Genomic DNA, 26,962 nt, shown 5'->3' on the forward strand with positions numbered 1-26,962 from the left:
GCGCACGCGGCGTCGTGACGTTCCGCAAACACGTTCATACCTACTCAAAAGGGTACGAGGGTGCATCGGCAATGCGCGACCTCGTCAACCGCATCGACGACCCCGTTCACTTCCGCGAAGTGGTCGACGAATTCTTCCTCACCCACCGTCAGATCAGCGAAGGGTTCAAGGCCTCCGACCTCGCCTGCGAGTGCTGAGGCACTCTGCCATCGATTTTATCCATCCCCCCGAATTCGTTATAATATCCCCACTTTAACAGTGAGGCATGCCGTTTGTCACTTTTTCAAAAATCTGTCCTAAATTTCATCAATAATGATTACAAAAACAAGGGAAAAAAGGAAAAAAGGGACAGACTACTTTTCTGGAAACGGTGACACAAAAATAGGGGTCAGTCGATACCGATTACTGAAATGGGACAGTCTGAAGTACGATGAATAAAAATAAAAACCATTGATATGCTACAATTAACCAAAACAATAGAAAGGAGTTATGATGTTGTCAATACAGTTAAATAATCCTGAACTAGAACGTTTTATCCAAGATGAATACCGAGGGGATGAAAATACATTGATGCGTCAATTTGTTGAATTTTTGAAATTTCAAAAAATCAAGAATGAAGTTAAAACATCAATTGAAGAACTGGATCGTGATGAGTTTGTAGGGCTTGATGAAGCATTCGAGATGGCTACGGCAAAGTATGCACAACATTAAAAGTATCGTATTTTCCAAAAAAGCCACTCATCGATTAACTAAAATCACTGACTTTATTTACAATCAAAGCCAATCGGAAACAATTACGCTTGCTTATATGGCGAGATTGAAACAATATATCTTCAACATTCTCATACAATTTCCCGAGTCAGGACGTAAAGCAGAAGAGTATGGCAAAGCGATTCGAAAACTGGTTTATCAGGGATATTCGATTCTATATCGTATCAATGAGCCTAAAGAACGGATCGAGATCGTTAATATATTTCGAGAAAATCTTCCTTAAGAACCATCGTAAAAAGCCTGCGAGTGCTAAGAGGGCTTCTGTGCGTCGGCCTGCGCCTTTTCTCTCGCCTTGTCCTTTTTGCTTTTCCCTTTCCCTTTGACGGGAGCCGGACCCTTGGTTTTGGCCGGAGGCGTTCCGATCAGCTCATAGCCCGGTATCTGCTCGCGTCGGAGTTTTATATTGGAGCGTTTTTCGATCAGGGCAAAGTGATCCATTTCGCCGTATCCGATGAAGGAAATCGCGATGCCCGATTTGCCGGCTCTGCCCGTGCGTCCGATACGGTGGATGTAATCGGCGGGAGAGCGGGGGAGGTCGAAGTTGACGACGCACGAAATCCCCTCGATATGCAGTCCGCGCGCGGCGATGTCGGTGGCGAAGAGAATGCGGACCTTTTTGGCTTTAAACGCTTCGAGTGTCTCGATGCGCTCTTCCTGAGTAAGATCTCCGTTAAACGATGCCGCCGAAAAACCGTATTTTCTGAACTTTTCCGCAATGTTGTCCGAGGCTCTTTTGTTGGCCATAAACACCAGCACCTGCTCGTATTGTTCATTCTCCAGCAGATGACGTAGCAGCGGGCCGCGGTTTTCGGGATTAACCTCGATAACGCGCTGGTGAATGCTCTGTGCCGTCGGTTCTTCATGTTCGAGCGTGACGTGAACCGGATCGTGCGTGATACGTGCGGCAATGGTTTCCATCTTGGGAGGATAGGTGGCTGAAAATAAAAGATTTTGGCGTTGCGGGGGCAGCGCGCCAAGAACAAGGTCAAGTTCCTCGGCAAACCCGAAATCGAGCATTTTATCTGCTTCGTCCAGAACGAAGAATTCCAGATGCGAGAGATTCATCTGCTTTTTTTTCAGGACGTCGAGAAACCGTCCTGACGTTGCGACGAGGATATCGCACCCTTGCTGGATCGCGTAGAGCTGATCGCCGATACTTTCGCCACCGATGATACTGAGCACTTTCGGCGGATTGGGGATAAAAGAGCCCATGTCTTTAAACGTATTTGCCACCTGAAGGGTCAGTTCCCGCGTCGGAGTAAGCACGAGGGCTTTGATCTTTGCCTTCCCTTCTCCCCTGCGTTTCGACCATAGCTCCAGAATCGGGAGGACAAAGCTTGCGCTTTTGCCGCTTCCCGTTTGGGCCCTGGCCAGGACATCGCGGTGTGTGAGTACGAGGGGAATCACCTTTTCTTGAACAGGTGTCGGCTCTCTGTAGCCGTTGAAGCTCAGCGCGCGTTGTATCGCAGATGAAAGTCCGAATTGAGAAAAAGGCATAAAAACGTCCTCGTATTGGTTATCGCTATTGTAGGGAATTACGGCTTTAGAGCAGGTTTGGATCAGAAGGCGAGGAAGGCGAAAGGGGTTTAATACACCCCTGAGGCTTTTTCTTTATAGGCATCGAACGGTTCGTCGACACCTGTACCGATTTGGAAAAATCCGTCGAGCTCGCGGTGTTTGGATTGCAGCAGCGATTCGAACTCGTTTTGGGTCACGGGGATATTGTCCTGAAATTTATCGAGCAGTACCGTATTGGTGCCGAGCAGTACCAGATAGCTCTGGGTGCCGTAATCGAGCATGGCGACGCTGTTGATCGAATCGAGGCTCTTTTGGAAGCGTATGTGGATGCCGCCCGTATCTCCGGTTTTGATCGGTGTGATAGGGGTGGGTGCCATTTGAACTTCCGCGGCGGGTTTATTGTTGAACAACCACGGTACTTTAGGCTGCTGTGCCTGCACGGTTCCCGCCCGTTTGGCGATATTTTGTTTGAGCCAAATCAAAATGGCGATTCCGATCACCAAAATGGCGATGACGACGTAGTAGCTTTGCTCGAATTCGTTACTCTTTTTGGTCGGAAGACCGCTGAGGGCCGTTTCATCGACCGGAGCCGCCGTTGCTGTCGCGCCGATACCGGCCGCATTCATGAAGCGCAGGCGCAGTCCGTAGGAATCAGAGGTTTTTGATGCCTGCATTGTCACTTCGGGAGAGACTTTGGCGACGATTTCGAGATGTTCGCCCTGCGGCGCGATAGTCAGTTTGTTCAAATAGGCGGAATTGACGTCTTTGACTTTTGAAGATTCGATAAACGCCTCTTCAAGTTTGACGACGATGGTATCGCCCTGACGGTTTTGACGCAATACCCCCTCATACGGAGTGTCGAAAGTGAGCATGACGTCCACGCGGTCATTGCGGTCGTAGATATTGTAGCTTAGGACTTTGGCTCCCCACAACAGCGGAGTAAGCATACATAATGCGATTAAATATTTCATAGTCTCTCTTTTGACAGATAATAAAGTACGGCACTCGAATCGAGTACTTCATTGATACGAATGGCAAGGTTCTTTTCATAGACCATGACTTCCCCTTTTCCGATAATGCGGCGGTTGACATACGCCTCGACGCTCTCACCGGCCGGTTTTCCCAAATCGATGGGATCCCCTTTTTTGAGTTTGAGGATTTCCCCGAGCGTCAGTGTAGTCTGTCCCAAATCGGCGACAAATTCGACTTCCATATCCAAAAGCCCCTCATAATCCATCCATTCGAGCTCTTTTTCCAAGTCTACATCGTGCTCGTTCTGAACCGGGGTCTCTGCTGCTTCTGTTGTTAAGGTTTCATCCATGGTTAGAGCCTTTTTAATGCAATCGTCAATTCGCCGTTATTAATATCGATGCATTGGACCGCATCGGGCTGAATGCTCGCCAGTTCTTCGGAAACGAAAAACGGAGTCGCGATCATCATCGACGTGTCGTATGCTTCCGCTGCGAGTACTTTGGCACTTCCGACGATCATGTTGGTCGTCTCGAGGAGCATATCGGTCAGCGTCTGTTCGTCACTTTCATCTTCGCCCAAAAAAATTTCGGTAATTGTTTGGATCAAAGTCGGATCGCATCCGATATACGCCCGGTGCGTGGTTCCGTTTGCTTCGATATCGATAAAAGCAAAAAGTGTTCTCTTTTGCGAAGGTAACGGTTTGATTTCATAAGGAAGGCGTATTTGATGGAGGCAAAAATTGGCGGCGGCTTCGACGATAATCGGTAACATAGACCCTCGTTCATTGTGTAAGTATCAAAAATCATTATAGCGTAAAACAAACGGAATCGAAAAGGGTTTATTGAAGGCGCGAAGGGGTATAATCGCGCGACAGGAAAATCAACAGAAAGCAAAAACATGACGGTAGAACTGGCGCTTTTGGGAATCGGAGTGGGAACACTGTCGGGATTTTTCGGTATCGGGGGCGGGACGGTCAGCGTTCCTGTCCTTTTGTACCTCGGTTTCGGGATCAAAGAGGCAATCGGCATTTCGGTAACCCAGATGGTGGCCGGCTCCTTGATGGCGGCATGGATTCATAAACGGCAGCAGACCTACAGCGCCGGCGACGTCAAATATTTCGGATTCGGCGGGATCGTCGGAGCCGCCGTCGGCGGGATTTTGGTCAAACTGCTCGATGCGACGGTTCTCGAGTGGCTGTTTCTCTCGATTGTCGCATTTACGCTGGGACGTTTGGCGTTCGCCGCACCGGTTCCGACCCGCCCTGAAGTGGTACACCGTCCCCTCTATGCCGGGATCGGCGGAGGGGTAGGGGTGTTTTCGGGGATGCTAGGTGTCGGCGGATCGATTTTGATGACTCCGATATTGGTCAGTTTTATGGGATTTCCGCTCAAAAAGGCCTCCGCAGTGGGGCTGTTTTTCGTTATGTTTACGTCGGTTTCGGCATTTGTGACGCTGATGTGGCTCGGCCTGATCAATGTACAGGCGGGTATGGTCATGGCCCTTGGTTCTCTGGTGGGGATCATGCTGGGGATATGGCTGTTAAACCGCGTAAAAGTGGCGCATTACAAACAGATATTGGTGGCTTTTTACATTATTATTTTTGCTATTACGGCAAACAAACTTATTGCGGGGTAACGTTATGGATACGATCAAAATTATCGGTGCCAGAGAGCACAATCTTAAAAACATATCGCTGGAAATTCCCAAAAACGCGCTCGTCGTCTGTACGGGAATCAGCGGAAGCGGCAAATCAACGCTGGCGTTTGACACGCTTTATGCCGAAGGGCAACGCCGTTACATCGAATCATTATCCTCGTATGCGCGCCAATTTCTTGATCGTGTCGGAAAGCCTGATGTCGACAAGATCGAGGGGCTTACCCCCGCCATTGCGATCGACCAGAAAACGACCTCCAAAAATCCCCGCTCGACGGTCGGAACCATTACCGAAATCTATGACTATCTGCGGCTTTTGTATGCGCGCGTAGGGGTGCAGCACTGCCACCTTTGCGGCAAAAAAATCTCGAAAATGTCGGCGCAGGACATCATCGATCAGGTGCTCAAGCTTCCTGAAAACTCTAAAATCGTCATTATGGCTCCGCTGGTACGGGAGAAAAAAGGCTCGTTTGCCGATATCCTCGAATCACTGCGCCACAAAGGATACGTCCGGGCGATGATTGACGGGGTCATGGTGCGTCTGGATGAAGAGATCGATCTGTCCAAGACAAAAAAACATACGATCAAAGTGGTCATCGACCGCCTTGTCGTGCGGGCCGACAACCACGACCGCGTCGCGCAGGACGTCGAAAAAGCGCTCAAAGAGAGTTACGGCGAAGTGGAGATCGAAATCCAGAACCATGAGGAAGTGGGACTGAGCGAGAATCTGATCCATTACAGCGAACACAGCGCCTGTTTCGACTGCAAGGTGAGTTTTGATCCCCTTGAGCCGTTGTCGTTTTCGTTTAACTCGCCTAAAGGGGCATGTCCGGAGTGCGACGGTCTTGGGATCCGATACGCTCTTGATTACGACAAGATCATCGACTCCGAACTTCCCATCGAGAAAGGGGCGATCAAAATCGTCTACGGTTTTAACAAAGGATATTACTTCACCTTTCTAAAAGCCTTTTGTGCGGCAGAGGGGATTAATATTTCGGTACCGTTTTACAGCCTTGAAGAACATCAGAAAAAAGCGATTTTGCACGGCAGCATCGACGAGGTAGAATTCAAATGGCAAGATCACCCGATCACGCGCACATGGCCGGGAATCGTCCGAATTGCCTACGATATTTTCAAGGACGAAAAAGACCTCGCCGACTACATGAGCGAAAAGCCGTGCAACGTCTGTAACTCCCACCGTCTTAAACGCGAATCGCTGGCCGTGCGGGTTGCTGAAAAAGGGATCGGAGAGGTGATATCGATGCCGCTCAAAGATTCGTACGAATGGTTCGCCGATCCGAAAACGTTTCATTACCTGAACGAACAGCACACGATGATTGCCGCTCCTATTTTGAACGAGATTCGCGAACGCCTTTTTTTCCTCTACGACGTGGGATTAGGATATCTCTCCCTCAGCCGCGACGCGCGAACGATCAGCGGGGGAGAAGCGCAGCGCATCCGTATCGCGAGCCAGATCGGAAGCGGTCTGACGGGAGTCATGTACGTTTTGGATGAACCGAGCATCGGTCTGCACGAGCGCGATACCCTTAAACTGATCCGGACGCTGCGCTCTTTGCAGGAAAAAGGGAATACCGTCATCGTTGTCGAACACGACAAAGAGACGATCGAACACGCCGACTTTATCGTCGACATCGGCCCGGGTGCGGGAAAATTCGGAGGAAACGTCGTGTTTGCCGGAACGTTGGACGAACTCAAAAAAAGCGATACCCTCACGGCCGATTACCTTTCGGGACGCAAAAAAATCGAATATTTTTACCGCCGTCCCCAAGAGACGTGGATGAGCATCAAAAATGTTTCATTGAATAATATCAACGACCTGAGCGTCCGTATACCGCTCCAAAACTTCGTATGCGTGACGGGGGTGAGCGGAAGTGGGAAAAGTTCGCTGATCCTCCAGACATTGCTTCCCGTGACGCGCGAAATCCTTAACCATGCCCGCAAAGTCAACCGCGTTGCGGGGGTCGAAGTGGACGGGCTGGAAAAACTTGACAAAGTCATCTATCTCGACCAAAGCCCTATCGGGCGAACTCCCCGCTCAAATCCCGCCACCTATACGGGGGTGATGGACGAAATTCGTAACCTCTTTGCCAAAACCAAAGAGGCGCAGATCCGCGGTTATACGGCGTCACGCTTTAGCTTCAACGTCAAAGGGGGACGATGCGAAAAATGTCAGGGGGAAGGGGAAATCAAGATCGAGATGCACTTCCTGCCCGATATCATGGTCAAATGTGACGCGTGTCACGGAAGCCGTTACAACCTCCAGACGCTGCAGGTCGAGTATAAAGGCAAAACGATCTCCGATGTCCTCAACATGTCTGTGGGGGAAGCGCTCGAGTTTTTCGCCCCGATCCCCAAGATCAAAGCGATCCTGCAGACGCTCAGCGACGTAGGTCTGGATTACATTACTCTGGGGCAAAACGCCGTCACCCTCTCGGGCGGGGAGGCGCAGCGCATCAAACTGGCCAAAGAACTCAGCCGCCGCGATACGGGCAATACGCTCTACATTCTTGACGAGCCGACGACGGGTCTGCATTTTGACGACGTCAACCGCCTTACGAAGGTGCTCCATAATTTCGTCGAACTGGGCAATTCCGTCCTCGTCATCGNNNTTTGCTCGTTGCGGAGGGGGATCCTGAGACCGTAGCGCGGGACTGGGAAAAAACGGGAAGTTTTACCGGAAAATATTTAGCACTCGAACTAGATAGGGTATAATAATGCAAATGTGTTTTTGTGCATACAGAGGGTAAATGATGAAAAGTTCGATTGTCAACAGTATCAAATCGCTGCCGCCGCTTCCTAAAACGGTCATCGACATGCAAAGGGTTTGCAACGACCCTGACGGTTCGATTCAGGAGATGGTTAAAGTAGTCGAACAAGACCCTATGATCGTTGCCAACCTTCTCAAAGCGGCCAATTCGCCGCTGTACAGCTTCCGTCACGAAATCACCAATGTTGCTCAGGCCGTATCGTTGTTTGGAATGAGCATGACCCGCTCCATCGGATTAGGCAATTCGGTGCGCAAACTCCTCAATGTCGATATGGAACCCTACGGAGTCAGTTCGGACCATTTTGCCGAAATTTCATCGATGCAGTCGGCGTTGATGCACAAATGGTACGGACAAATCGACCGGATCAAAGCGGATAAGCTTTTTCTGGCCTCTTTTTTACAGGAAACGGGGAAAATTCTGATTGCCAGCGATGTGATCCAGGAACATCTCGAAACCAATTTCAAATCGGATATCGAAACGGCCATCGACATCGCCGCTGTCGAACGTTCTTACGTCGAAGAGACGACCGCAACGGTAACGGCGGCGATTTTTACCCATTGGAACTTCGATGAAGAATTCGTCGATATGATCCGTTTCTCCGATACTCCCGAAGAGGCCGCGGATGAGATAAAAGAGTACGCGACGGCGCTTAACATCATCAAAACGATTATTCCGATCAACAACCCTTTCGGCGAGCATCCGATCATGCTCGGTCTCAAAAAAGCCGAAGCAGCAGGATACGATATCGCCAAGCTGCAGGCTGCGATCGACTCTATTTGCGAAACACAAACGCCTTCGTGCGGCGAAAGCGATTGATGGGACAGCCGACCGTTACGATTATCGATACCTTCGGATTTTTTTTCCGCAGTTTTTACGCCCTTCCTCCTCTTACCAACAAACATGGGTTTCCGACAGGGCTATTGACCGGATTTGTCAATCTTATCGCCTCATTGCACAAAGACCACACCAGTGACTATCTGATCTTTGCCCTCGATGCGCCGGGACCGAGTTTCCGCGCCGATATCGATCCGCAGTACAAAGCCAACCGTTCACCGGCCCCGGAAGAGCTCAAAAAGCAGCTCCCCGTTGCGATTGAGTGGATCGATAAAATGGGATACAAGTCGCTTTCGCGCATCGGATTCGAAGCGGACGACATGATTGCCTCCGTCGTTGCTCAGGCCCGTGCAAAAGGGTATCTTGTCCGGATCGTTTCGCACGACAAAGACCTCTATCAGCTGATCGAAGACGATCTCGTCGTTCTGGTCGACGCGATCAGCAAAAAAGTGCTGAACGAGCGTCACTGCGATGAAAAATACGGCGTTCATCCGACCCAGTTTATTGATTATCAGGCATTAATCGGCGACAGTGCCGATAACGTCCCCGGTGTCAAAGGGATCGGGAAAGTGACGGCGCAAAAACTGCTGAGCCAGTTCGGCACGCTCGATGCTTTGTATGAACGGCTTGACGAAGTGACGCCGCCGCGTATCCGCGGATTGTTGGAAACGTACCGCGAGGACGCGTTCCGTTCGCGGGAACTTGTCAAGCTCAGCTCTAACGCCCTCGAAATGCTGGATTTCAACGATTATGCAATGCATTTGGAGAATCCGTTTCTCCCCATTTACGACGATTTGGTCCATTACGAGATGAATGCGGTACTGCGCACCCTCAAAGCCAAAGCGTTATTTGAAGAGACGCAGTCTCCCGCCGCGACGCATGTTGAACCGACAATTGAGATTCCCAAGTGCGAAATAGCGCAAGGGTGCAGCGTACTGCTCGATACCGACGAGGCGCTTTCGCGGGTGATCGCGTCGCTTCCCCATGATGCGCTGATCGCGTTTGATACCGAAACGACGGGGCTTGATCCGCTGCACGAGCGGCTGGTCGGATTCAGTTTCAGCACGGACGGCCAAACGGGCTATTACGTCCCGATGGCCCACAGCTATCTTGGGGTCGGGCCTCAGGTGAGCGTTTTCGCGGCCAAAAACGCGATCCGCGCCATTTTTGAGCGGCGGGTCATCGGCCACAACATCAAATTTGACCTCCATTTCGTAACCCGCTTTCTGGAAACGGAAAGACTGCCGATTTATGCCGATACGATGGTGATGGCGTGGCTTTGCGATTCGTCCCGCTCGCTGGCGATGGACAATCTCGCCGAATCGCTGCTGCATCACGAGATGATCCATTTCAAAGATACGGTTAAAAAAGGGGAAAACTTCGCGTCGGTAGAAATCGACTCCGCCTGCCGCTATGCGGGAGAAGACGCTTTCATCACCTACCGCCTTTACGAAACCTTGCGCGCCCAACTGCTCCAGAAAGGGGGAGAAGAGGCGCTTCGCGAAGCCGAAGATGTCGAGTTTCCGTTCACCCTGACGCTGTTGTCGATGGAAAAAGAGGGAATCGCCGTCGATGCGGCGGTGCTTGAGGCGTTCAAAAAAGAGGTGGGGCGCGAAATCGCGTCGCTTACCGAGCAGATCCATACGCTGTGCGGTACGGTGTTCAACCTCAATTCAACGAAACAGCTGGGCGTTGTACTGTTCGAAACGCTCGGATTGCCGTCGGGGAAAAAGACCAAGACGGGATACAGTACCGATGAGCAGGTACTGGAAGGGCTGCGAAACGCTCACCCCGTCATTGCCTTGCTGCTGCAGTACCGCGAATACCACAAGCTCTATTCGACCTACATAGAACCCCTGATCGCACTGGCCGCAAACGATCCCGCATCCCGTATTTATACCTCGTTCATCCAGACGGGGACGGCAACGGGTCGGCTCAGTTCCAAAAATCCGAATCTTCAGAACATTCCTGTCAAAACGGCGCTCGGGATGCGGATACGCGAAGCGTTCGTCGCCCCTCGCGGCAAAAAACTGATCGGGATCGACTACTCGCAGATCGAATTGCGCCTTCTGGCTCATTTCAGCGGCGATGACGTTCTCGTCGACGCGTTTCGACACGGCCGAGACATTCATATGCAGACGGCCATCGCTCTGTTCGGCGAGGCGGAAGCCGCGGGCAAGCGACATATCGCCAAAACGGTCAATTTCGGTCTTTTGTACGGGATGGGGCAGAAAAAACTCTCCGAAACGCTCGGTATCACGACCAAAGAGGCCAAAGAGATTATCGAGCGCTACTTCGAGACATTCCCGAGCGTGAAAGGGTATTTTGCGGATGTGCTGGAACAGGCTAAAGCGGTCGGATTCGTCGAAACGCTGCTTCATCGCCGCCGTTATTTCGATTTTGCCAATGCGACTCCGATGCTTCGCGCCGCGTACGACCGGGAATCGGTCAACAGCGTCTTTCAAGGCTCGGCCGCTGACCTGATCAAACTCTCGATGAACAAGATTGATACGATGATCCGCAGCGAAGGACTTCGGGCCAAAATGCTGCTGCAAATTCACGATGAACTGATCTTCGAAGCGGACGAGGATGTCGCCGAAGAGTATGCCCGCCGTTTCGTTGACGTGATGGAGCATGTCATCGAACTGAGTATTCCGCTGAAAACGTCGATGCACATCGGAAACCACTGGGGTGAGTTGAAATAAAAGGAGATCGGCGTATGGTTGAAACGATTCTGGCGAATCTCAAAAAATCGGACTGCGGGACGGACGGGACTTTTTTGCAGGCGGTAAGCGAAGTCCTGACCTCGCTTGAGCCGATTGTGAAAAGCGATCCGAGGTATGAACGCTACGCGATTCTGGAGCGTCTGGTGACCCCGGACCGCATCATCCAGTTCAAAGTGCAATGGGTCGACGATCAAAGCCGGGTGCATATCAACAACGGCTACCGTATCCAGTTCAATAACTCTCTGGGACCGTACAAAGGCGGACTCCGTTTCCATCCGAGCGTCAACACGAACATCCTGAAATTCCTTGCGTTCGAACAGATGTGATTTCGACCCCAAAGGCAAAAGCGATTTCGAGATCATGAAGTTTTGCCGCGCTTTTATGCGCGAACTTTATCAGTACATCGGCGCGCGGGTGGACGTTCCTGCCGGCGATATCGGAGTAGGGAGCCGCGAAATCGGCTATCTGTACGGAGAATACAAACGGATCACCCGCAATTACGACGGGGTACTCAGCGGCAAACCCTACGAATTCGGCGGTTCTTTGATGCGTCCGCAGGCGACGGGGTACGGGGTCGTCTATTTTGCGGCCGAAATGCTCAAACAGGAGTTGCAAGAGTCGCTGGAAGGGAAAGTATGTACTCTCAGCGGTGCGGGTAACGTTGCGATCCATACCATCGAAAAACTTCAGCACTTCGGCGCCGTCGTCGTCACCTGCAGCGACAGCGAGGGGACGATTTACGATCCGCGCGGGATCGATCTCTCCGTCGTCAGAGAGCTTAAAGACAACGGCAGACGCGCGTCGCTTGAAGCCTATGCCTCAAGAGTTCCCGGATCGGTCTATACGAAAAAAGCCGATTACCCCGAAGGGATGCATGCGGTATGGCAATACCCTTGTTTCGCCGCATTTCCGTGTGCTACGCAAAATGAATTGACCCGTGCAGACGCCGCCAAACTGATCGATAACGGATGCGTTGCCGTCGTCGAAGGGGCCAATATGCCCACGGAACCGGATGCCATCGAGCTTTTGCAGCAAGAAGGGGTACTGTTCTCTCCGGGCAAAGCCTCGAATGCGGGCGGTGTCGCGGTCAGCGAGTTCGAGATGAGCCAGAATGCGTCGATGGAGAAATGGGATTTCGACAAAGTCGACCGCAAACTTCAGGAGCTGATGGGGCAAATCTACAAGAGGGTTTCGCTCACCGCCAAAGAAAACGGATACGAGCGCAACTTCGTCGACGGGGCAAACATCGCCGCTTTTAAACGGATTGCCGAAGCGATGATTTTGGAAGGCGTGTAAGTATTTACACGGGGTTAACATATATTTACCGGATTGCGACTACAATTGCACCGATATTACAGGACAGGTCTTTTAATGAATAAATTGCTCTCCCTTTTGGGTTCTATGAAAACGATGGCCGTATTGATGCTGGTTTTTGCCGTATCGATCGGCTATGCGACGTTTGTCGAGAACGATTACGGAACGATGACGGCAAAAGCCGACATCTATAATGCCCGATGGTTTGAAATCCTGCTGGCGCTGCTTGCCGTTAATTTGATTTTGAACATTCTCAATTTCAAGATGGCGCGTCGGGAAAAGGCTCTGGTCTTTTTATTCCACATCGCTTTTCTGATCATTCTCGTCGGTGCCGCCGTTACGCGCTATATCGGTTATGAGGGGATGATGCACATCCGCGAAGGGGAACAGAACGATGCCATCGTGAGCGCTGAACCCTACATCAGTTTCACCGTCGCCAAAGGGGAAAAAACGTATACGTTTCAAGAGAGTCTTTTCCTTTCCAAACGTTCTTCAAACGATTTCGAACGGACGCTGGACGTGGAGGGCAAACCGATTAAGGTCGCGCTTGAGGAGTACATGGGGGATGCTTCGTACGAAGCCGTTGCCGATCCGAAGGGAAGACCGCTGTTTAATCTGATGGTGACGGGCGCACAGGGAGCGCAGCAGGTTCAGCTCGCCGAGGGCGATTTTATCGAAGCCAATGACGTTGTGATCGATTTCAATTCGGGCAAAACGTTCGAAAAACCGGTGATTTCCGTCAGTGTCGAAGGGGACAAGGCCTATGTGACGTCGGCGCAGGATCTGATGACGCTCAGCATGGATACGCAGCAAAGCGCACCTCTTTCCGCCGGAAAACATGAATTTGCCGGCCGTACGCTCTATCAGACTGCCCAGAGCGGTTTCGTGTTGCGAAGCTTCCTCCCAAAAGCGGTCATGAAGCTCGTCTCTACTCCCTCCAAAGGGCCGATGATGAAAGGCTCCGATGCTTTGACGTTCAGCTTTGAACAAGGGGGTCAAAAAGCGCAAGCCGTCGTTCTGGGAACGCCGGGGGAAGTCGGCGAAGCGAAAACGCTCAAAGTCGGCGATTCGTTGATCAGCGTCACGTACGGATCGATCGAACGCAAACTTCCGTTCGCCATTGCCCTGAACGATTTTCAGCTTGAACGTTATCCGGGATCGATGTCTCCGGCATCGTATGCGAGCGAAGTCAGCGTAGTGGACGAAGCGAACGGCAAAAAATTCGATTTTCGCATCTACATGAACCACGTTCTCGATTATCAGGGATACCGCTTTTTCCAGTCTTCGTACGATCCCGATGAAACGGGGACGGTTCTCTCGGTCAATCACGATCCGGGGACCTGGATCACGTATCTTGGGTATCTGCTCCTTGCCATCGGCATGTTCGGCGTCCTGATCGTCAAAAACGGCCGTTTCAATGCTCTGGCCGAAAAACTCAAAGCGATCAATGCCCAAAAAGCCGCCGCATCGTTGATGGTAGCGATACTGGCATTTGCCTCGACCAATGCGGTTGCGGCAGACGATCAAAACCCGGTGATTCAAACCGCCAAAGCATTTGACAAAGCGCATGCCGATAAATTCGGCCGTATCGTCGTGCAGGACTCCAGCGGACGGATGAAACCGATGGATACGCTCAGCCATGAGATTCTGGCGAAACTCAACCGAAACGATACGTTTATGGGACTGACGTCGAATCAGGTCATTTTGGGGATGATGCTCCGTCCCGACGCGTGGCGCGAAATCGCGATGATCCGCACCGGTGACAAAGAGGTCAATAAACTGATCGGGTTGCCTGAAACCGCCAAGACGGCGGCTTTTTCGCAGTTTTTTGATTTCCCCGACGAAATTGCGGGGTACAAACTTGCCAAACTGGTCGATGAGGCCAACCGAAAAGCGCCCGGTAAACGGGACAAATTCGACAAAGCGCTGTTGCAGGTCGATGAACGGGTAAACGTCGCCTACATGGTTTACACCGGCTCATTGGTACGCATGTGGCCGAAGCCGAACGATAAAAACCACAAATGGGATGCGACGATCGAAGCGCTGCAAACGCTTAGCCCCAAAGAAGGGGAAGTGGTTCGGCTGTTGGCCATCGGCTATTTCAGCTCGATTGATCAGTCGATCAAAAGCGGCGATTGGTCGAAGGCGGACGAAGCGCTTGCACGCATCGACAAATATCAACGTTTCGTCGGAGCCAGCGTCTATCCGAACGACATGAAGATCAAAGCGGAGATTTTCTACAACAAAGCCAATATTTTCGAACAGCTGTGGCCACTGTACTTTGTGGTCGGTTTTGCTCTGTTAATCCTGTCGTTCATCAAGATTCTCAAGCCTGCTTTCAAGCTGGAGTGGTTCAGTCGTGTTTCGTTCGCTCTGCTGGTTCTCTTTTTCGCCGCCCATACGGCAGGCTTGCTGATCCGCTGGTACATCTCGGGGCACGCTCCGTGGTCGAACGGCTACGAGTCGATGATCTACATCGGATGGGCGACGGTGCTCGCAGGATTCATCTTCTCGCGCCGCTCGGTCATGACGATGGCGGCTACGTCGATCTTGACGGGTCTGATCCTCTTTGTCGCCCATCTGAACTGGATGGACCCGCAGGTGACGAATCTCGTTCCGGTTCTGCAGTCGTACTGGCTCAGCATCCACGTCTCGATGATCACGGCGAGTTACGGCTTCCTCGGTCTTGGGGCGCTGCTGGGGATGATTACCCTCATCCTCTTTGTTCTCAAACGGGGCGAGAACGTCGGGCGCTTGAATCTCGCGATCAAAGAGCTTAACGCGATTAACGAGATGAGTCTCATCTTCGGTCTGGTCCTCCTCACCGTCGGTAACTTCCTCGGAGGCGTTTGGGCGAACGAGAGCTGGGGACGCTACTGGGGATGGGACCCGAAAGAGACATGGGCGCTGGTAACGATTCTGGTGTACGCCGTCGTCATCCACGTCCGCTTTATCAAAGGGGCGTACACCGATTACGCGTTCAGCGTTATCTCGCTGCTGGCGTTTACGTCGGTATTGATGACCTATTTCGGGGTAAACTACTATCTTGCGGGTCTGCACTCGTACGCCAAAGGCGATCCCGTTCCGGTTCCCGATTTCGTACCGTGGACGTATGCCGTGATCGCGATCGTCATCGCGATGGCGTATCCGAAACGCAAAACCGCGTAAATCTTTCTTCTCTCGCCTACAAGGCGAGACTTCTAATCTCTTTGAGTTTTCGTTAGTGTTTTATTGCAGGTGTAAGTAGAAAGAGGATATAGAGTTAGTTAGCGGGCGGTTACTTGAACCACCCTTTGACTTTTTCAAACGTCGATTCAAACAGGCTCTCATGCGGCTTGGATTCGATGCCGAAACTCTCCTGAAGCTTTTGGAGCAGTTCTTCTTGCTCGGCGCTCAGGCGGCTAGGGTAGGTGAGGCGCACCTGCGCGACAAGATCGCCTTTGCCGCGTCCGTGAACGTCGGCAATCCCTTCACCGCGAAAACGGTACTGCTGGGTGTCTTTGGTCCCCGTTTCGAGCTCCAGGGTGAGTTCGCCCGTGAGGGAAGGGATCGTGATATCTTCGCCCAAAACCGCTTGCGTAAAGAAGACCGGGACTTCGAGATAGACATCGTTGCCGTTGCGGATGAAATGGCTGTCCTCTTCGACGTCGAACGTGACGTACAGATCGCCTCTCACGCCGCTTTTACCCGTATTGCCGCGTCCCGATACGCGAAGGCGGTTGCCCGTATCGATCCCGGCAGGGATTTTGATCGTCACTTTTTCTTCCGATTCCACGAAGCTTTTGCCTTTACAGTTGGGGCATTTTTCGCTCGGCATCGTCCCCTCGCCGTGACACGCCGGACACGTTTGCGAGAAGGTCATGAAGCCTTGGCGCATATAGACTTGCCCCTTGCCGCCGCATTGCGAACAGCTGGTGACTTTGCCCTCTTTGGCGCCGGTTCCTTTACAGCTTTTGCACGAGGTTTTGCTGCTGAAGGCAATCTCTTTTTCGCATCCGAAAACGGCCTCTTTGAAACTGATGCGCATCTCAACGCCCATGTCGAGCGCAAATTTGTCGCTTTGGGCGCGCGACTGGCGTCTGCCGCTTCCGCCGCCGAAGCCGTTGAACATCTCTTCAAAGATGCTTCCCAGATCGTCAAATCCGCCACGTCCTCCACGGCTTCCCATACCGCCTTGCAGCCCTTCTTTTCCGTATCGGTCATAAATAGAGCGCTGATTGTCATCGCTCAGAACCTGATACGCTTCGTTGCAGAGTTTGAATTTGTGCTCCGCTTCGGGATCGTCTGGATTGCGGTCGGGATGATAGAGTTTGGCCATTTTGCGGTAGGCTTTTTTGATCTCGTCGCCGTTGGCGCTTCGGCTTACCTCTAGTATTTCATAATAGCTCAATTCTTCCACGCATATACTCCATCGATAAGGTATAAATTTTGGCGCGCATTATACCATTACCAAAAAGTGTGTTAGCTTAATTGAGTCGCCAAGACTAAAGTTGAGAGTGTATTTCTAAAAAATATGAGATTTAAAATTGTGCAAACTCTGAATCATACAAATTGTGTAAAAATTAATAATCATGAATATATAATATTTTTAATTTTATAAAAGGTGCTCATATGTCTTATGAACGTACTGTACAAGATCAAAAAATTATTATTGATTTAAATGAAACTGATACAAAAGGTTTTGAAACTAACAATTTTATTCAGGTTCAAGCAAGAGACAAACTATTTATTTTGATTAAAAAATTTGTAGATCACATACCTGATAAACTCGACCATTTTGAGCGTGTTCATCATACTATTCTCATTCAAGGTAAACGTGGTTCAGGAAAAACATCATTTATATTGAGTATTAAAAAACAAATTGAAAATGGATTTAAAAATCCAAATTTAGATGCTCCTACTCCTGATAAACTTGAAATTTTAAGTATTATTGATCCTACACTAATTGAATCAAAAGAACATGTCTTTATAAACATCATTACTCGTATAAAAGAGCAAGTTGAAGAGGCAATTAAAGATAAAAATGATTTAGTTTATAAAAATTGGAAAAGCAGCCTTGTGAAATTAGCTGGCGGTCTTTCAATGCTTGATGGTGTAGGAAGTGAGCATTTGAAAGACAATCTTTGGGATTCACCGGAATTATCTCTTGAAAAGGGCCTTAGTAATTCTAAACACGGTTATAAATTGGAAGAAAATTTCAAAAATTTTGTTCATCAAAGCTTACAAGTATTAAATAAAAAAGCTTTTGTATTAATTCTTGATGACATTGACACATCATTGAATGAAGGCCGTTTAATTCTTGAAACCATACGTAAGTATCTTACAACACCTCAATTAATTACCATATTACTGGGAGATATCGAACTTTATTCTACACTTGTTCGACAACTTCAATGGGAAAAAATTGACCCAAAACAAACTCTTGACAAATATGAGCTAAAAGATAATAGAGCACATTATCTCAATCAAATTGAGCATTTAGAAGAACAATATCTTATTAAAATTCTCATGCCAGAAAATCGCATTAATCTGTATAGTCTTTCAGAAATTAAAAAGTCAAGTAATATCTTTTTTTTACAGAACAATCAGCCTGAACAATTTGTAGATCAATTTATTTCTGATTGGGTTAAATATACTTTCCATTCTATAGATAATGAACTATCAATAAAATATCGAAATAGTTTGTTGTGTGAACAATTAAGAACAATTCTACAAGTATTTACCAATTGGAATAAAGATGAAATATCAGATGAGTATATCTATTCGTTACAACATATCTTTTTTACTTCGTTAAATAAAGAATTCAAAAACTTTGATTTTTTCAATTTATCTCAAAACAAATCAATATTGATTTATAATTTTGGTTTATATATTGCAGGAAAATCAAAATTGATTAAGCAATATATTTCACACTTTGAACCTGACCCTTTAGATATAGAACTAAATAGAGCAATAACTTATCTTGCCGTCCTATTTTCTATAAAATTACACCCTCATGACTATTTAAGTTTTATGATTAAAACAGGATATGTATTCATTCAATTTCCATATTGGGATCCAAAATTAAAAGCTGCTAAAATTAAAGTTATTGAATCTGAACACACGCTAAGTGCTTCAAAATTTGTTGAGAATTTTAAGTTAAATATTGGAAGCTACTCCAATTTACGATTTGGTTCTAAAACTTTTGGAACTCATTTTATAAAACGTGATGATTATGATCTAATACGAAATCATTCCTTTTTATCAATCTTTCACATACAGTATTTTGATGATGAAAGCCGTTCAAATTATAATTTTATATCATTTTTTAAATTACTTGCTTTCATCGCTGATTGTGAAACGAACGAACAAACCAATGGAATTGAAGGAATGGCTGAATGGATTTCTCTTTTTAAATCCAATAAGGTACAAAGAATGTATGCTGGTAAAATTCTTAAAATCTGGGATGAAACAGCTGATGTTGTTACAAATATTGATCAACGCAATGAAAATAAAAATAAATCCATAAAAGACTTTATGTCTCTTTATATAGCTGGCTTTTTAAATAGAATCTTGATTGAATCAGAAGAATATAGAGAATTCGAACTTAATAACTACAATGTTTCAACTAGTGAACAAATTTTCTCTGATAATTTGCATAAGATAAATTTTGATAAATCCAATTTGAAAAATAAAGAAACATTAACTTATTTTGAATATATGTATCTTTGTCCTATGTTGGATATCCAACATCCAATATACCAAGAGCCAATTCTCTCAAAAGTTGATGTAACTACTGAATTACTGACTATAGTTACCAATCCGACAATTAATAAACTGACCAAACCGGATTTCAAAAAATTATCTTATGAAAATAAAAAAGAAATTATTCAATCTATAAAAAACTGGGAGCGTTATGCTCCTTATACAATTGCAAAGAAAATTAGAAAGGACATGGGATACCAAAATGCCAGTCATAGTCATATTGAACATTTGATATATCAAATAAAAAATGAAAAATAATGAAACCATATATCGCATTATCTTTTCTGGGATCTCATAGGCTTCTTGAGTACTTTTATTTGAAGGGCTTTATAAATAATTCAAATCAAATTGAAGAATATCTCTTTTCTGAAATTCACGTCAAAGATCCGTATAAACCTGATTACGTCTATAAAAATGTAATGCAAGATTTTATACAAGATAAATCGATCGGTAGATGTACGATCGATTCTTTTAAAGAGCTTTCTAAGATGCTTGAATTTCGAGGTGAAAGAGTATATGTTAAAAACGAGTCATTTGAACGCTGGCAAGAGATTGTTCATTCAGTTTCGCCATTGCAGATTATCTCCTATTTGATATACGATCAATGCAATCAATCTTATCGTACTGATGTCGAAATACTGATAAACTCAATATTTGACAAAAGTGCATTACCCTCCATTTTTGATCCGCAACTTGATCAAATGATGGCTAGAGATGGGCTAAATGAGATGCATATGCATCTTAACGGTACAACGGAAGCTGATTTTGTTTGGCAAGATGCATTAGCTGAACCGTCAAAATTTTACACTCATTTTCGAGAGTCATTCGGAAATACTTACGTTACTGATCAATATCTACAACTTGGTAATTTTGAGCAAGATGATTTTTTTAGATTACTTATTATAGCCCGACAATTACGTGACAAGATTATCGGCATTGTATTTGATAATGATGAACTAAAAGTTGATGAAAGTTTTACAAAAGATGGATATGACTTAGGTAAATCTTTGAATTATGCATCATCTATACATCCATTAAAAAATATGAATTTAGATGTCAATTTTCAAGATTCTTGGCAATATGAAGCTCTGTTTTTTATCAGATCATTCCACTACTTGGAATCTGAACAGAGCATATACTTTGCAAACGTGTTTTATTACTATTTACTTATCTATGCATTTTTTCAAAAAATGTTAGTTCAACAAAAAAGCCAAGTGGGCTTCGATCAATTTCAAAAAATTACACTCAATCAAATACGTGAGCTAACGGAAGAGAAATATCAAAATCGCTATCGACAACTTCATGGTATGTATGATAATTCATTATGTGTTCTTGAAGGACGTTTCGCTCCCAAAGACAACCTTGTGAAATCTTTTAAACTTTTGAAATCTATCAGAGATGGCTACGTCAAAAATAGAGAAGTCAGAAAAAGTTTCAAACTCATACTTGTTCCTCATTTTGTAAAAACACTTGACACGAGAAACCCGAAAAACATTATCACTTTTCGAGATTTAGCTTTGAGGATTAAAACTAAACGCACACTAATTGTCTTGCTTGATACGATGAAACATTCTGATTATAAAGACTTGATTGTCGGTTTCGATGCTGCTGCCAATGAACTACACGCTTCGCCCGAAGCATTTGCTCCAACATTTCGAAAACTTCGTTTTTTAGGATACAGCAATTTCACCTATCATGCTGGTGAAGATTTTATTCATATTATTTCGGGGCTTCGAATGGTTTATGAAGCGGTTGAATTTCTCGATATGCGTTCAGGAAATCGTATAGGACATGCAACAGCATTGGGTATTGATCCGAAGCTTTGGATAAACCGACTCTATGAAAGTAAGCTTACGCTCAAAAAAGGGGAATGGCTTGATAACCTGATATTTTCTTACGAGCTTATGCAGAATGATGGCAAATTTTACGGACATCTTGGCAAACTTCAAGGTGATATATTCAAATACTTTCAAGAGATTTATAATTATCAAAAACCGCTAAACATTCATCAGATCATTGAATCTTGGAAAGCGCGCAAATATGACCCGATTATTGCTCTCAAATGGCGTGAACCAAGTATTTTTGAGGAGTTTGATTCTCAAGAACTTGAAGATTTTAATCATTTAGATATAAGTATTCAGGAACTTTATGAGCTGTACCATGCGGGTGAATGTATTGAGAGATACAACAAAATGATTCAAATTGAACCAGATCAAGCTCCTTTTACAGAAGAAGTCTTACGTGATTTACAAAATATAATGATCCAACACGTCAACGACAAAAATATCGCTCTTGAAACACTTCCGACTAGTAATGTTCGAATAAGTTATTATAAACGATATGATGAACATCATTTGTGGAGATGGCTTGGAATCCAAAATTACAATGAGGGTGATCCAAAACCAACCGTTGTCGTAGGAAGCGATGATACGGGAATATTTATGACTAATTTACGTAATGAATATGCACATATTTATCAAACACTGAACAAATATGAGGATCAAAAAACCGCTTTAGATACAGTTGAACAACTCAATCGTAACAGTAAAGCATTTACCTTTCACTTATGATTATAGAATTCCTGGGAAATGACCGACTCGGTCTATACACTTTTTTGATAATAAATTGTAAAATATAATGTATAATTTCCATAATATATTACGTAAAACTACGAGGTAAACAACATGGTGACGTATGCTTCCAATGAACTCATTGCCTCCTCCGAACTGGTCAAAAAGTTCGGCTCGTACCTCTCGCAGCTCAAAGAGAGTTCGACCTCCAAGCTGGCAATTTTGCGAAACAACAAAGTCGAAGCGGTACTCGTCTCTAAAGATGAATATGAAAAAATGGTCGAAGCACTGAAAAAAGTTCAAGGTGCTGAAATCCTCCTCTCGATTCAGCAGGGGCTTGATGATGTAAAGCAGGGTCGAGTCTCCCCTATCGAATCGCTGTGGGACGAGCTGGATGATTGAGTACGGCGATACGTTTCGCAAAGAAGCCAAAAAACTCAGCAAAAAATTCAAACATCTCAAAGCCGATCTCAAACACGCCGTCGACGAAATTGAGAATAAACAAGATATCGGTATCTCTCTAGGGTATAATCTTTTCAAAAAGAGAGTTAGAAATTCCTCAATTCCGACCGGTAAAAGCGGCGGTTTTAGAATCATCATCTATCAACAGTTCAAAAATAGAACGATTCTGATCTCCATCTATTCTAAAACCGAAAAAGAGAGCATCAGCGATCAGGAACTTATCGAACTTCTCAAAGAGTATATGGATAAGCAATGAAACGATCTCTAGAGAAATTTAACCGTCTCGTCGACGCGCTGCAAAGCCTCCCGACGATCGGGCAAAAATCGGCGACCCGTCTGGCGTACCATATGGTGATGAACGACAGCTTCGGGGCGCTCAAACTAGCCCACGCGATTGAAAACGCCATTACATCGCTCAAAAAATGCCGTTCCTGCGGCGGCATCAGCGAAGACGAGCTGTGCCCCATCTGCAGCGACGAACACCGAAACCATGAAATCCTCTGCATCGTCGAAAACGCCAAAGATATTCTCACGTTCGAAGAAAACGGCCTTTTCGACGGGCGCTATTTCGTCCTCGAATCGCTTGACGAGCTGGACGTCTCTCATCTGCGCGACGTCGTAAACAGCGGTATCAAAGAGGTGATTTTCGCCCTCACTCCCTCGATCGCCAATCAGGGGGTCATCCTTTACATCGAGGACAAACTCTCCGATTCAAACGTCCGGTTCACCCGCATCGCTCAGGGCGTTCCGACGGGGGTGAGCTTGGAAAACGTCGACATTTTGTCGCTCACCCGTGCGCTCGAAGACCGCGTGAGCATCTAACTCTCCATAAACTTCTTCGTTTTTTTCGTTGCCTGCGCCGTGGCCGGATCATCCGGCCAGTAGTGCTTAGGATATCGGCCTTTGAGCTCTTTTTTGACGTCGCTGTACGAGCCGCTCCAGAAACTTGCCAGATCGCGGGTTACCTGTATGGGGCGGTGCGCCGGGGAGAGCAGATGAACGCTCAGGGGGAGTTTTCCCGCCAAAACGCTCGGGTGATCGGTCGTTCCGAACATCTCCTGTATCCGCACCGCCAAAACGGGGGAATCGGGATCGGCATAGTCGAGTTCGACGGCGCTTCCCGTCGGTGCGGTGAAGCGGCTCGGCAAAAGCCGATCCATTTCCCGTTGCTGTTCCCACGGAAGAGACGAGAGGAGTATCGTCTCCCACGCGAGCGATTCGCATTCGCGCAAAGAGCTTTGGGAACCGAGGTGCGGAAGAAGCCAGGTTTCGAGAGAGTCGAGCAACGCTTCGTCGGTGAAATCCGCCGCGCATTGATCGGGGCAATGGCGGCGGAAGGCGATGAGCCGCCGCTGCAATGCGCGTACTCCATCGCTCCACCCCAAAGATTCCAGCCCGTGCGTTCGTATCCCCTCTATAAGTGCTTTTCGGATCGTGTCGGGATCGGTGTCGGATGCGGGGCGGCTGCTGATGAGGATGGCTCCCATACGCTCGATTCGGCGTGCTTCGGTCCGTTTGTCTTTCGGGTTCCATTCGACGGCGTCCTCAAGGCTGAAAGCTTGCGGGTGATATTCCCGCAACATCGGCAAGGCGATCGGGGCGCAGAGCCGTATCCGTGCGCTTGTGGTGTTGCCGTCGGTGCGGGCGATAACGAGCCACTCTTCTCCGACTAGATCGTCATGAGGTGCAAGATAGGCCTCTTTGCCTTCGCGAGTGAGAAACTTTCCTCCTCCGCGTGCTTTGGCGATACGGTCGGGATAGGCGAAAGTGAGGAGCAGGGCGAGGGCATCGGCGCGCTCGGTTTTAGCAAATGTCGGCGTGGTCCGCAGTCGTGATGCAATGTCGCGGACGCTTTGCAAGACGTTGAAGAGGTTTTGGGGTCTGCGATTATGGATGAGGGCTTCTTTGAGCATCCAGAACCGTTCGCGCAGGTCGCTGTGCCGTTCGTCGCTGTTCAGAATATCCCGTTCGCTGAGTAATGCGGCCAGCACGATCGCTTCGCCTTCCAACCCCTCGTCGCGTCCTCGAAGAATCATGTGTGCCAGACGCGGGTGAAGCCCGAGCGAGAGGATGGCGCGCCCGTGCGGTGTGATGGTTTCGTCCAACGCTCCCAATTCGTGCAGAAGCTCTTGGGCGTGCCCAAGAGAAGAGGGCTTCGGCGGATCGATCCATCGCAGCTCCTCCGCACTGGCTCCCCATGCGGCGAGTTCAAGAGCAAGAGGGGCAAGGTCGGCGAGGACGATCTCCGCCTCGCGGTAGGGGGGAAGGGCATGGTGGGCATGCTCGCTCCAAAGGCGGTAGCATTTTCCCTCTGCCGTCCTTCCGGCGCGTCCGGCACGCTGATCGGCCGAGGCGCGGGAAATTTTTTGGGTGATCAGCCGCTCCATTCCGGCGGAGGGATCGAAACGCGCGATGCGCTCTGCCCCCGAGTCGATGACGACCCGTATCCCCTCTATCGTGAGGCTTGTCTCGGCGATGTTGGTGGCGAGAACGATTTTGCGCTTCGCAGAGGGGAGGATCGCGCGATGCTGTTCCTCGCGCGAGAGGTTGCCGTAAAGCGGAGCGATCAGCAGATCCGTTGACGTTTGCCGCACGTATTCGCTCAGGCGCGATTCCAGCTCGCGTATTTCACGTTCGCCGGGCAAAAAGACGAGAATGTCGCCCGGATCGCTCGTCAGTGCATGAAGAGCCGTTTTGACGACTTCGCCAATCAGCGAGCGCGGATCAAGGGGAGAAGCTGATGCGGGCCGATAGGAGAGGGTGACGGGATAGCTGCGCCCTTCGCTCGTGAGAAGGCAAGGATTGTCCAGCAGCTCGTTCAGGCCGCGTGTATCAAGGGTTGCCGACATCACAAGGATTTTCAGATCGTCGCGGAGCAGCTCTTGTGACTGCAGTGCGAGGGCCAGCGAGAGGTCGCTGTGCAGATGGCGCTCATGGTATTCGTCGAAGATGATGAGCGCTACATCGGCCAAATCGGGATCGCGTTGAAGGTAACGGGTCAATATCCCCTCGGTGATGACGAGAACGCGGGTTTCATGCGAAAACTTTTTCTCGGCGCGGATATGGTATCCCACCCGCATTCCGACCTCTTCGCCGAGCAATTCGGCCATCCGTGTCGCGGCGGCACGAGCGGCGAGGCGGCGCGGTTCGAGCATGATGATTTTTTGCTCTCCGATCCACGGTTCATTAAGAAGGGCAAGGGGGACGGCAGTCGTTTTCCCGGCACCGGGAGGCGCTTGGAGAATGAGGCGGTTGCTGTGCAGCAAAGACCCCCGAATCGACGCGAGTTGTCCGCTGATCGGGAGATCGGAGAAGGATAAATCCATTAAGAAGCCGGTTTGACCGCTTTAGCAGGAATCGGTTTGGTGACTTGCGTCACGTTTTGATTGACGCGGATGAGTCCCGCAGCCGTATAAACGTTGCGGGGATTCCACAAAATCCAGCCGTTGCTGCCGAAATCTTCGCTGGCGCGGATTTGGTCACGGATCTCCTGTTCACCGTAAATGCGGCGGTCGAACGCGTAGTCGCGGAACGCCTGCAGCCACGGACGGAACGCTTTGGGAGAGGTTCCCGATTTTTCCAGCGCTTTATCGAGCGAGTGTTTGACGATCTCGTAGTTGGCCGCTACCGGATTGGAATATCCCGGAATGCCGGCATTGAATCCGCTCGGATAGAGCATCGGGCACATGTAATCGACGTACGGAGCGATAGCGTCGACGCGCTGGCCGATTTCGATGTCGGCGTTGTGCCAGCTGACGTATCCGAAAATATCGGCGGAGATAAAGACGTTGTGCGCGATCAGTTTGCTGCGCGCCGCTTCCAAAAAGCCGCTGATCGCCTTGACCCGTTCGGCCTGCGTGTTTTCGACCGAAAATCTCACCCCTTTGGCATCGGGGAAACGGATGTAGTCGAACTGAATCTCGTCAAATCCCGCTTCGGCGCTCTCTTTGGCAATGGCGATAGGGTAATCCCAGTATTCCTTGCGCGAAGCATCGACCCAATAAAGCTGCTCTTTGTCCTTGAACAGGGTGCCGTCGCTGCGGCGGACACCCAGATGAGGATGGGCTTCGACGAACGGAGAATCTTTGAATACGACAATCCGGGCTATCGTGTAAATCCCCTCTTTTTTCAAACCGGCGACGAATTTTTTGAGGTCTTTGAACAAAACGACTTCTTGCGCCCCGATTTTGTTGGCGGTTGCGTTGGAAGTGCGGTAGGCGATCTGGCCGCGGTCCATTTTGATGTCGATAACGAGGGCATTGACTTCGGTTGATTTGATCAGCTCTTTGGCATTGCCCATCAGTTTGGAACTCGTTGCACCAAAGCTCGAAAGATAAAGGGCTTTTGGAGTCAAGGGGTTGAGAAACATTTTTCCGCCCCCTACGTAGAACTTGCGGTCGTACCCGATGGCGCGTACCCCGATTTTTTTGGAGGCGGGGATGACAAAAGCACCGTTAGGGTCTGTGCGATACTCTTTTCCATCGGCAACGACGATGGCGTTTGCGATCGGTTTTTGGGTCTGTTTGTCTATGACGGTCCCCTTGGTCACGGCGGTTCCCCATGACAATGTAACGGCGGCGACTAAAAGCGCTAATGCTTTCACTGAATA

The 26,962-nt window shown here is 48.5% G+C and carries 19 protein-coding genes and 2 pseudogenes; 14 read left to right on the plus strand and 7 right to left on the minus strand.

Annotated elements, in window-relative coordinates; genetic code table 11:
* The 3 genes and pseudogenes from JU82_RS07515 to JU82_RS12245 all read left to right on the plus strand — a co-directional run.
* Window positions 1-197, plus strand: a pseudogene (locus JU82_RS07515) (tRNA dihydrouridine synthase DusB); the annotation flags it as partial.
* A 295-nt stretch (window positions 198-492) separates the two neighbouring features.
* Entirely contained in the window at window positions 493-711 is a 219-nt protein-coding gene (locus JU82_RS07520; protein ID WP_037948889.1) for a hypothetical protein, read from the plus strand.
* Entirely contained in the window at window positions 698-994 is a 297-nt protein-coding gene (locus JU82_RS12245) for a type II toxin-antitoxin system RelE/ParE family toxin (protein WP_037948892.1), read from the plus strand. Before JU82_RS07520 ends, JU82_RS12245 begins: the two co-directional genes overlap by 14 nt.
* A gap of 26 nt (window positions 995-1,020) precedes the next feature.
* On the opposite strand, the gene JU82_RS07530 is transcribed toward JU82_RS12245, so the two are convergent.
* The 4 genes from JU82_RS07530 to JU82_RS07545 form a co-directional block, all read right to left on the minus strand.
* Window positions 1,021-2,268, minus strand: coding sequence for a DEAD/DEAH box helicase (locus tag JU82_RS07530; protein WP_037948895.1), 1,248 nt, complete (start codon window positions 2,266-2,268; stop codon window positions 1,021-1,023).
* Between the two features lie 89 nt (window positions 2,269-2,357).
* Window positions 2,358-3,260: a hypothetical protein gene (locus JU82_RS07535; RefSeq protein WP_037948897.1), complete on the minus strand. Its 903-nt coding sequence runs from the start codon at window positions 3,258-3,260 to the stop codon at window positions 2,358-2,360.
* Window positions 3,257-3,610: a flagellar motor switch protein FliN gene (gene fliN / locus JU82_RS07540; RefSeq protein WP_037948900.1), complete on the minus strand. Its 354-nt coding sequence runs from the start codon at window positions 3,608-3,610 to the stop codon at window positions 3,257-3,259. Before fliN ends, JU82_RS07535 begins: the two co-directional genes overlap by 4 nt.
* A gap of 2 nt (window positions 3,611-3,612) precedes the next feature.
* A complete protein-coding gene (locus JU82_RS07545; protein WP_037948903.1) occupies window positions 3,613-4,032 on the minus strand; it encodes a chemotaxis protein CheX in 420 nt (139 codons plus the stop codon).
* 126 nt (window positions 4,033-4,158) lie between these two features.
* Between JU82_RS07545 and JU82_RS07550 the strand changes: the two genes are divergently transcribed.
* The 6 genes and pseudogenes from JU82_RS07550 to ccsA all read left to right on the plus strand — a co-directional run bounded on the left by JU82_RS07550 (window position 4,159) and on the right by ccsA (window position 15,745).
* Complete coding sequence (locus JU82_RS07550; RefSeq protein ID WP_037948906.1) at window positions 4,159-4,896, plus strand: sulfite exporter TauE/SafE family protein; 738 nt, start codon at window positions 4,159-4,161, stop codon at window positions 4,894-4,896.
* Between the two features lie 4 nt (window positions 4,897-4,900).
* The coding region (uvrA, locus tag JU82_RS07555) for an excinuclease ABC subunit UvrA (protein ID WP_294892531.1) at window positions 4,901-7,541 on the plus strand (2,641 nt) is incomplete at its 3' end.
* 144 nt (window positions 7,542-7,685) lie between these two features.
* Complete coding sequence (locus tag JU82_RS07560) at window positions 7,686-8,519, plus strand: HDOD domain-containing protein (RefSeq protein WP_037948955.1); 834 nt, start codon at window positions 7,686-7,688, stop codon at window positions 8,517-8,519.
* Entirely contained in the window at window positions 8,519-11,242 is a 2,724-nt protein-coding gene (gene polA, locus JU82_RS07565; RefSeq protein WP_037948909.1) for a DNA polymerase I, read from the plus strand. Before JU82_RS07560 ends, polA begins: the two co-directional genes overlap by 1 nt.
* 14 nt (window positions 11,243-11,256) lie before the next feature.
* Window positions 11,257-12,559: pseudogene (gene gdhA, locus JU82_RS07570) on the plus strand (NADP-specific glutamate dehydrogenase).
* A 75-nt stretch (window positions 12,560-12,634) separates the two neighbouring features.
* Window positions 12,635-15,745: a cytochrome c biogenesis protein CcsA gene (gene ccsA / locus JU82_RS07575; protein WP_037948911.1), complete on the plus strand. Its 3,111-nt coding sequence runs from the start codon at window positions 12,635-12,637 to the stop codon at window positions 15,743-15,745.
* A gap of 109 nt (window positions 15,746-15,854) precedes the next feature.
* On the opposite strand, the gene dnaJ is transcribed toward ccsA, so the two are convergent.
* Complete coding sequence (dnaJ, locus tag JU82_RS07580; RefSeq protein WP_037948913.1) at window positions 15,855-16,976, minus strand: molecular chaperone DnaJ; 1,122 nt, start codon at window positions 16,974-16,976, stop codon at window positions 15,855-15,857.
* A gap of 212 nt (window positions 16,977-17,188) precedes the next feature.
* On the opposite strand from dnaJ, the gene JU82_RS07585 reads away from it, so the two are divergent.
* From JU82_RS07585 to recR, 5 genes are all read left to right on the plus strand, one after another.
* Entirely contained in the window at window positions 17,189-19,579 is a 2,391-nt protein-coding gene (locus tag JU82_RS07585; RefSeq protein WP_037948916.1) for a P-loop NTPase fold protein, read from the plus strand.
* The gene (locus tag JU82_RS07590) at window positions 19,579-21,891 is read left to right on the plus strand and encodes a hypothetical protein (protein ID WP_037948923.1); all 2,313 of its coding nucleotides are present in this window, start codon (window positions 19,579-19,581) and stop codon (window positions 21,889-21,891) included. Before JU82_RS07585 ends, JU82_RS07590 begins: the two co-directional genes overlap by 1 nt.
* Window positions 21,892-22,005: 114 nt before the next feature.
* Complete coding sequence (locus JU82_RS07595) at window positions 22,006-22,293, plus strand: type II toxin-antitoxin system Phd/YefM family antitoxin (RefSeq protein WP_037948926.1); 288 nt, start codon at window positions 22,006-22,008, stop codon at window positions 22,291-22,293.
* Complete coding sequence (locus tag JU82_RS07600) at window positions 22,286-22,609, plus strand: type II toxin-antitoxin system RelE/ParE family toxin (RefSeq protein ID WP_037948929.1); 324 nt, start codon at window positions 22,286-22,288, stop codon at window positions 22,607-22,609. Before JU82_RS07595 ends, JU82_RS07600 begins: the two co-directional genes overlap by 8 nt.
* On the plus strand, window positions 22,606-23,175 hold the full coding sequence (gene recR / locus JU82_RS07605) for a recombination mediator RecR (RefSeq protein ID WP_037948932.1): 570 nt from the start codon (window positions 22,606-22,608) through the stop codon (window positions 23,173-23,175). The genes JU82_RS07600 and recR overlap by 4 nt, the downstream gene beginning before the upstream one ends.
* Here the strand turns inward: recR and hrpB are convergent.
* Both hrpB and JU82_RS07615 read right to left on the minus strand, forming a co-directional pair.
* On the minus strand, window positions 23,172-25,679 hold the full coding sequence (gene hrpB, locus JU82_RS07610; protein WP_037948935.1) for an ATP-dependent helicase HrpB: 2,508 nt from the start codon (window positions 25,677-25,679) through the stop codon (window positions 23,172-23,174). The two genes, recR and hrpB, sit on opposite strands and share 4 nt — an antisense overlap.
* Complete coding sequence (locus JU82_RS07615; protein WP_294892536.1) at window positions 25,679-26,956, minus strand: putative glycoside hydrolase; 1,278 nt, start codon at window positions 26,954-26,956, stop codon at window positions 25,679-25,681. The genes hrpB and JU82_RS07615 overlap by 1 nt, the downstream gene beginning before the upstream one ends.
* Window positions 26,957-26,962 lie beyond the last annotated feature (6 nt).

It is taken from the genome of Sulfuricurvum sp. MLSB (assembly GCF_000747095.1).
In the GTDB taxonomy this organism is placed as follows: domain Bacteria; phylum Campylobacterota; class Campylobacteria; order Campylobacterales; family Sulfurimonadaceae; genus Sulfuricurvum.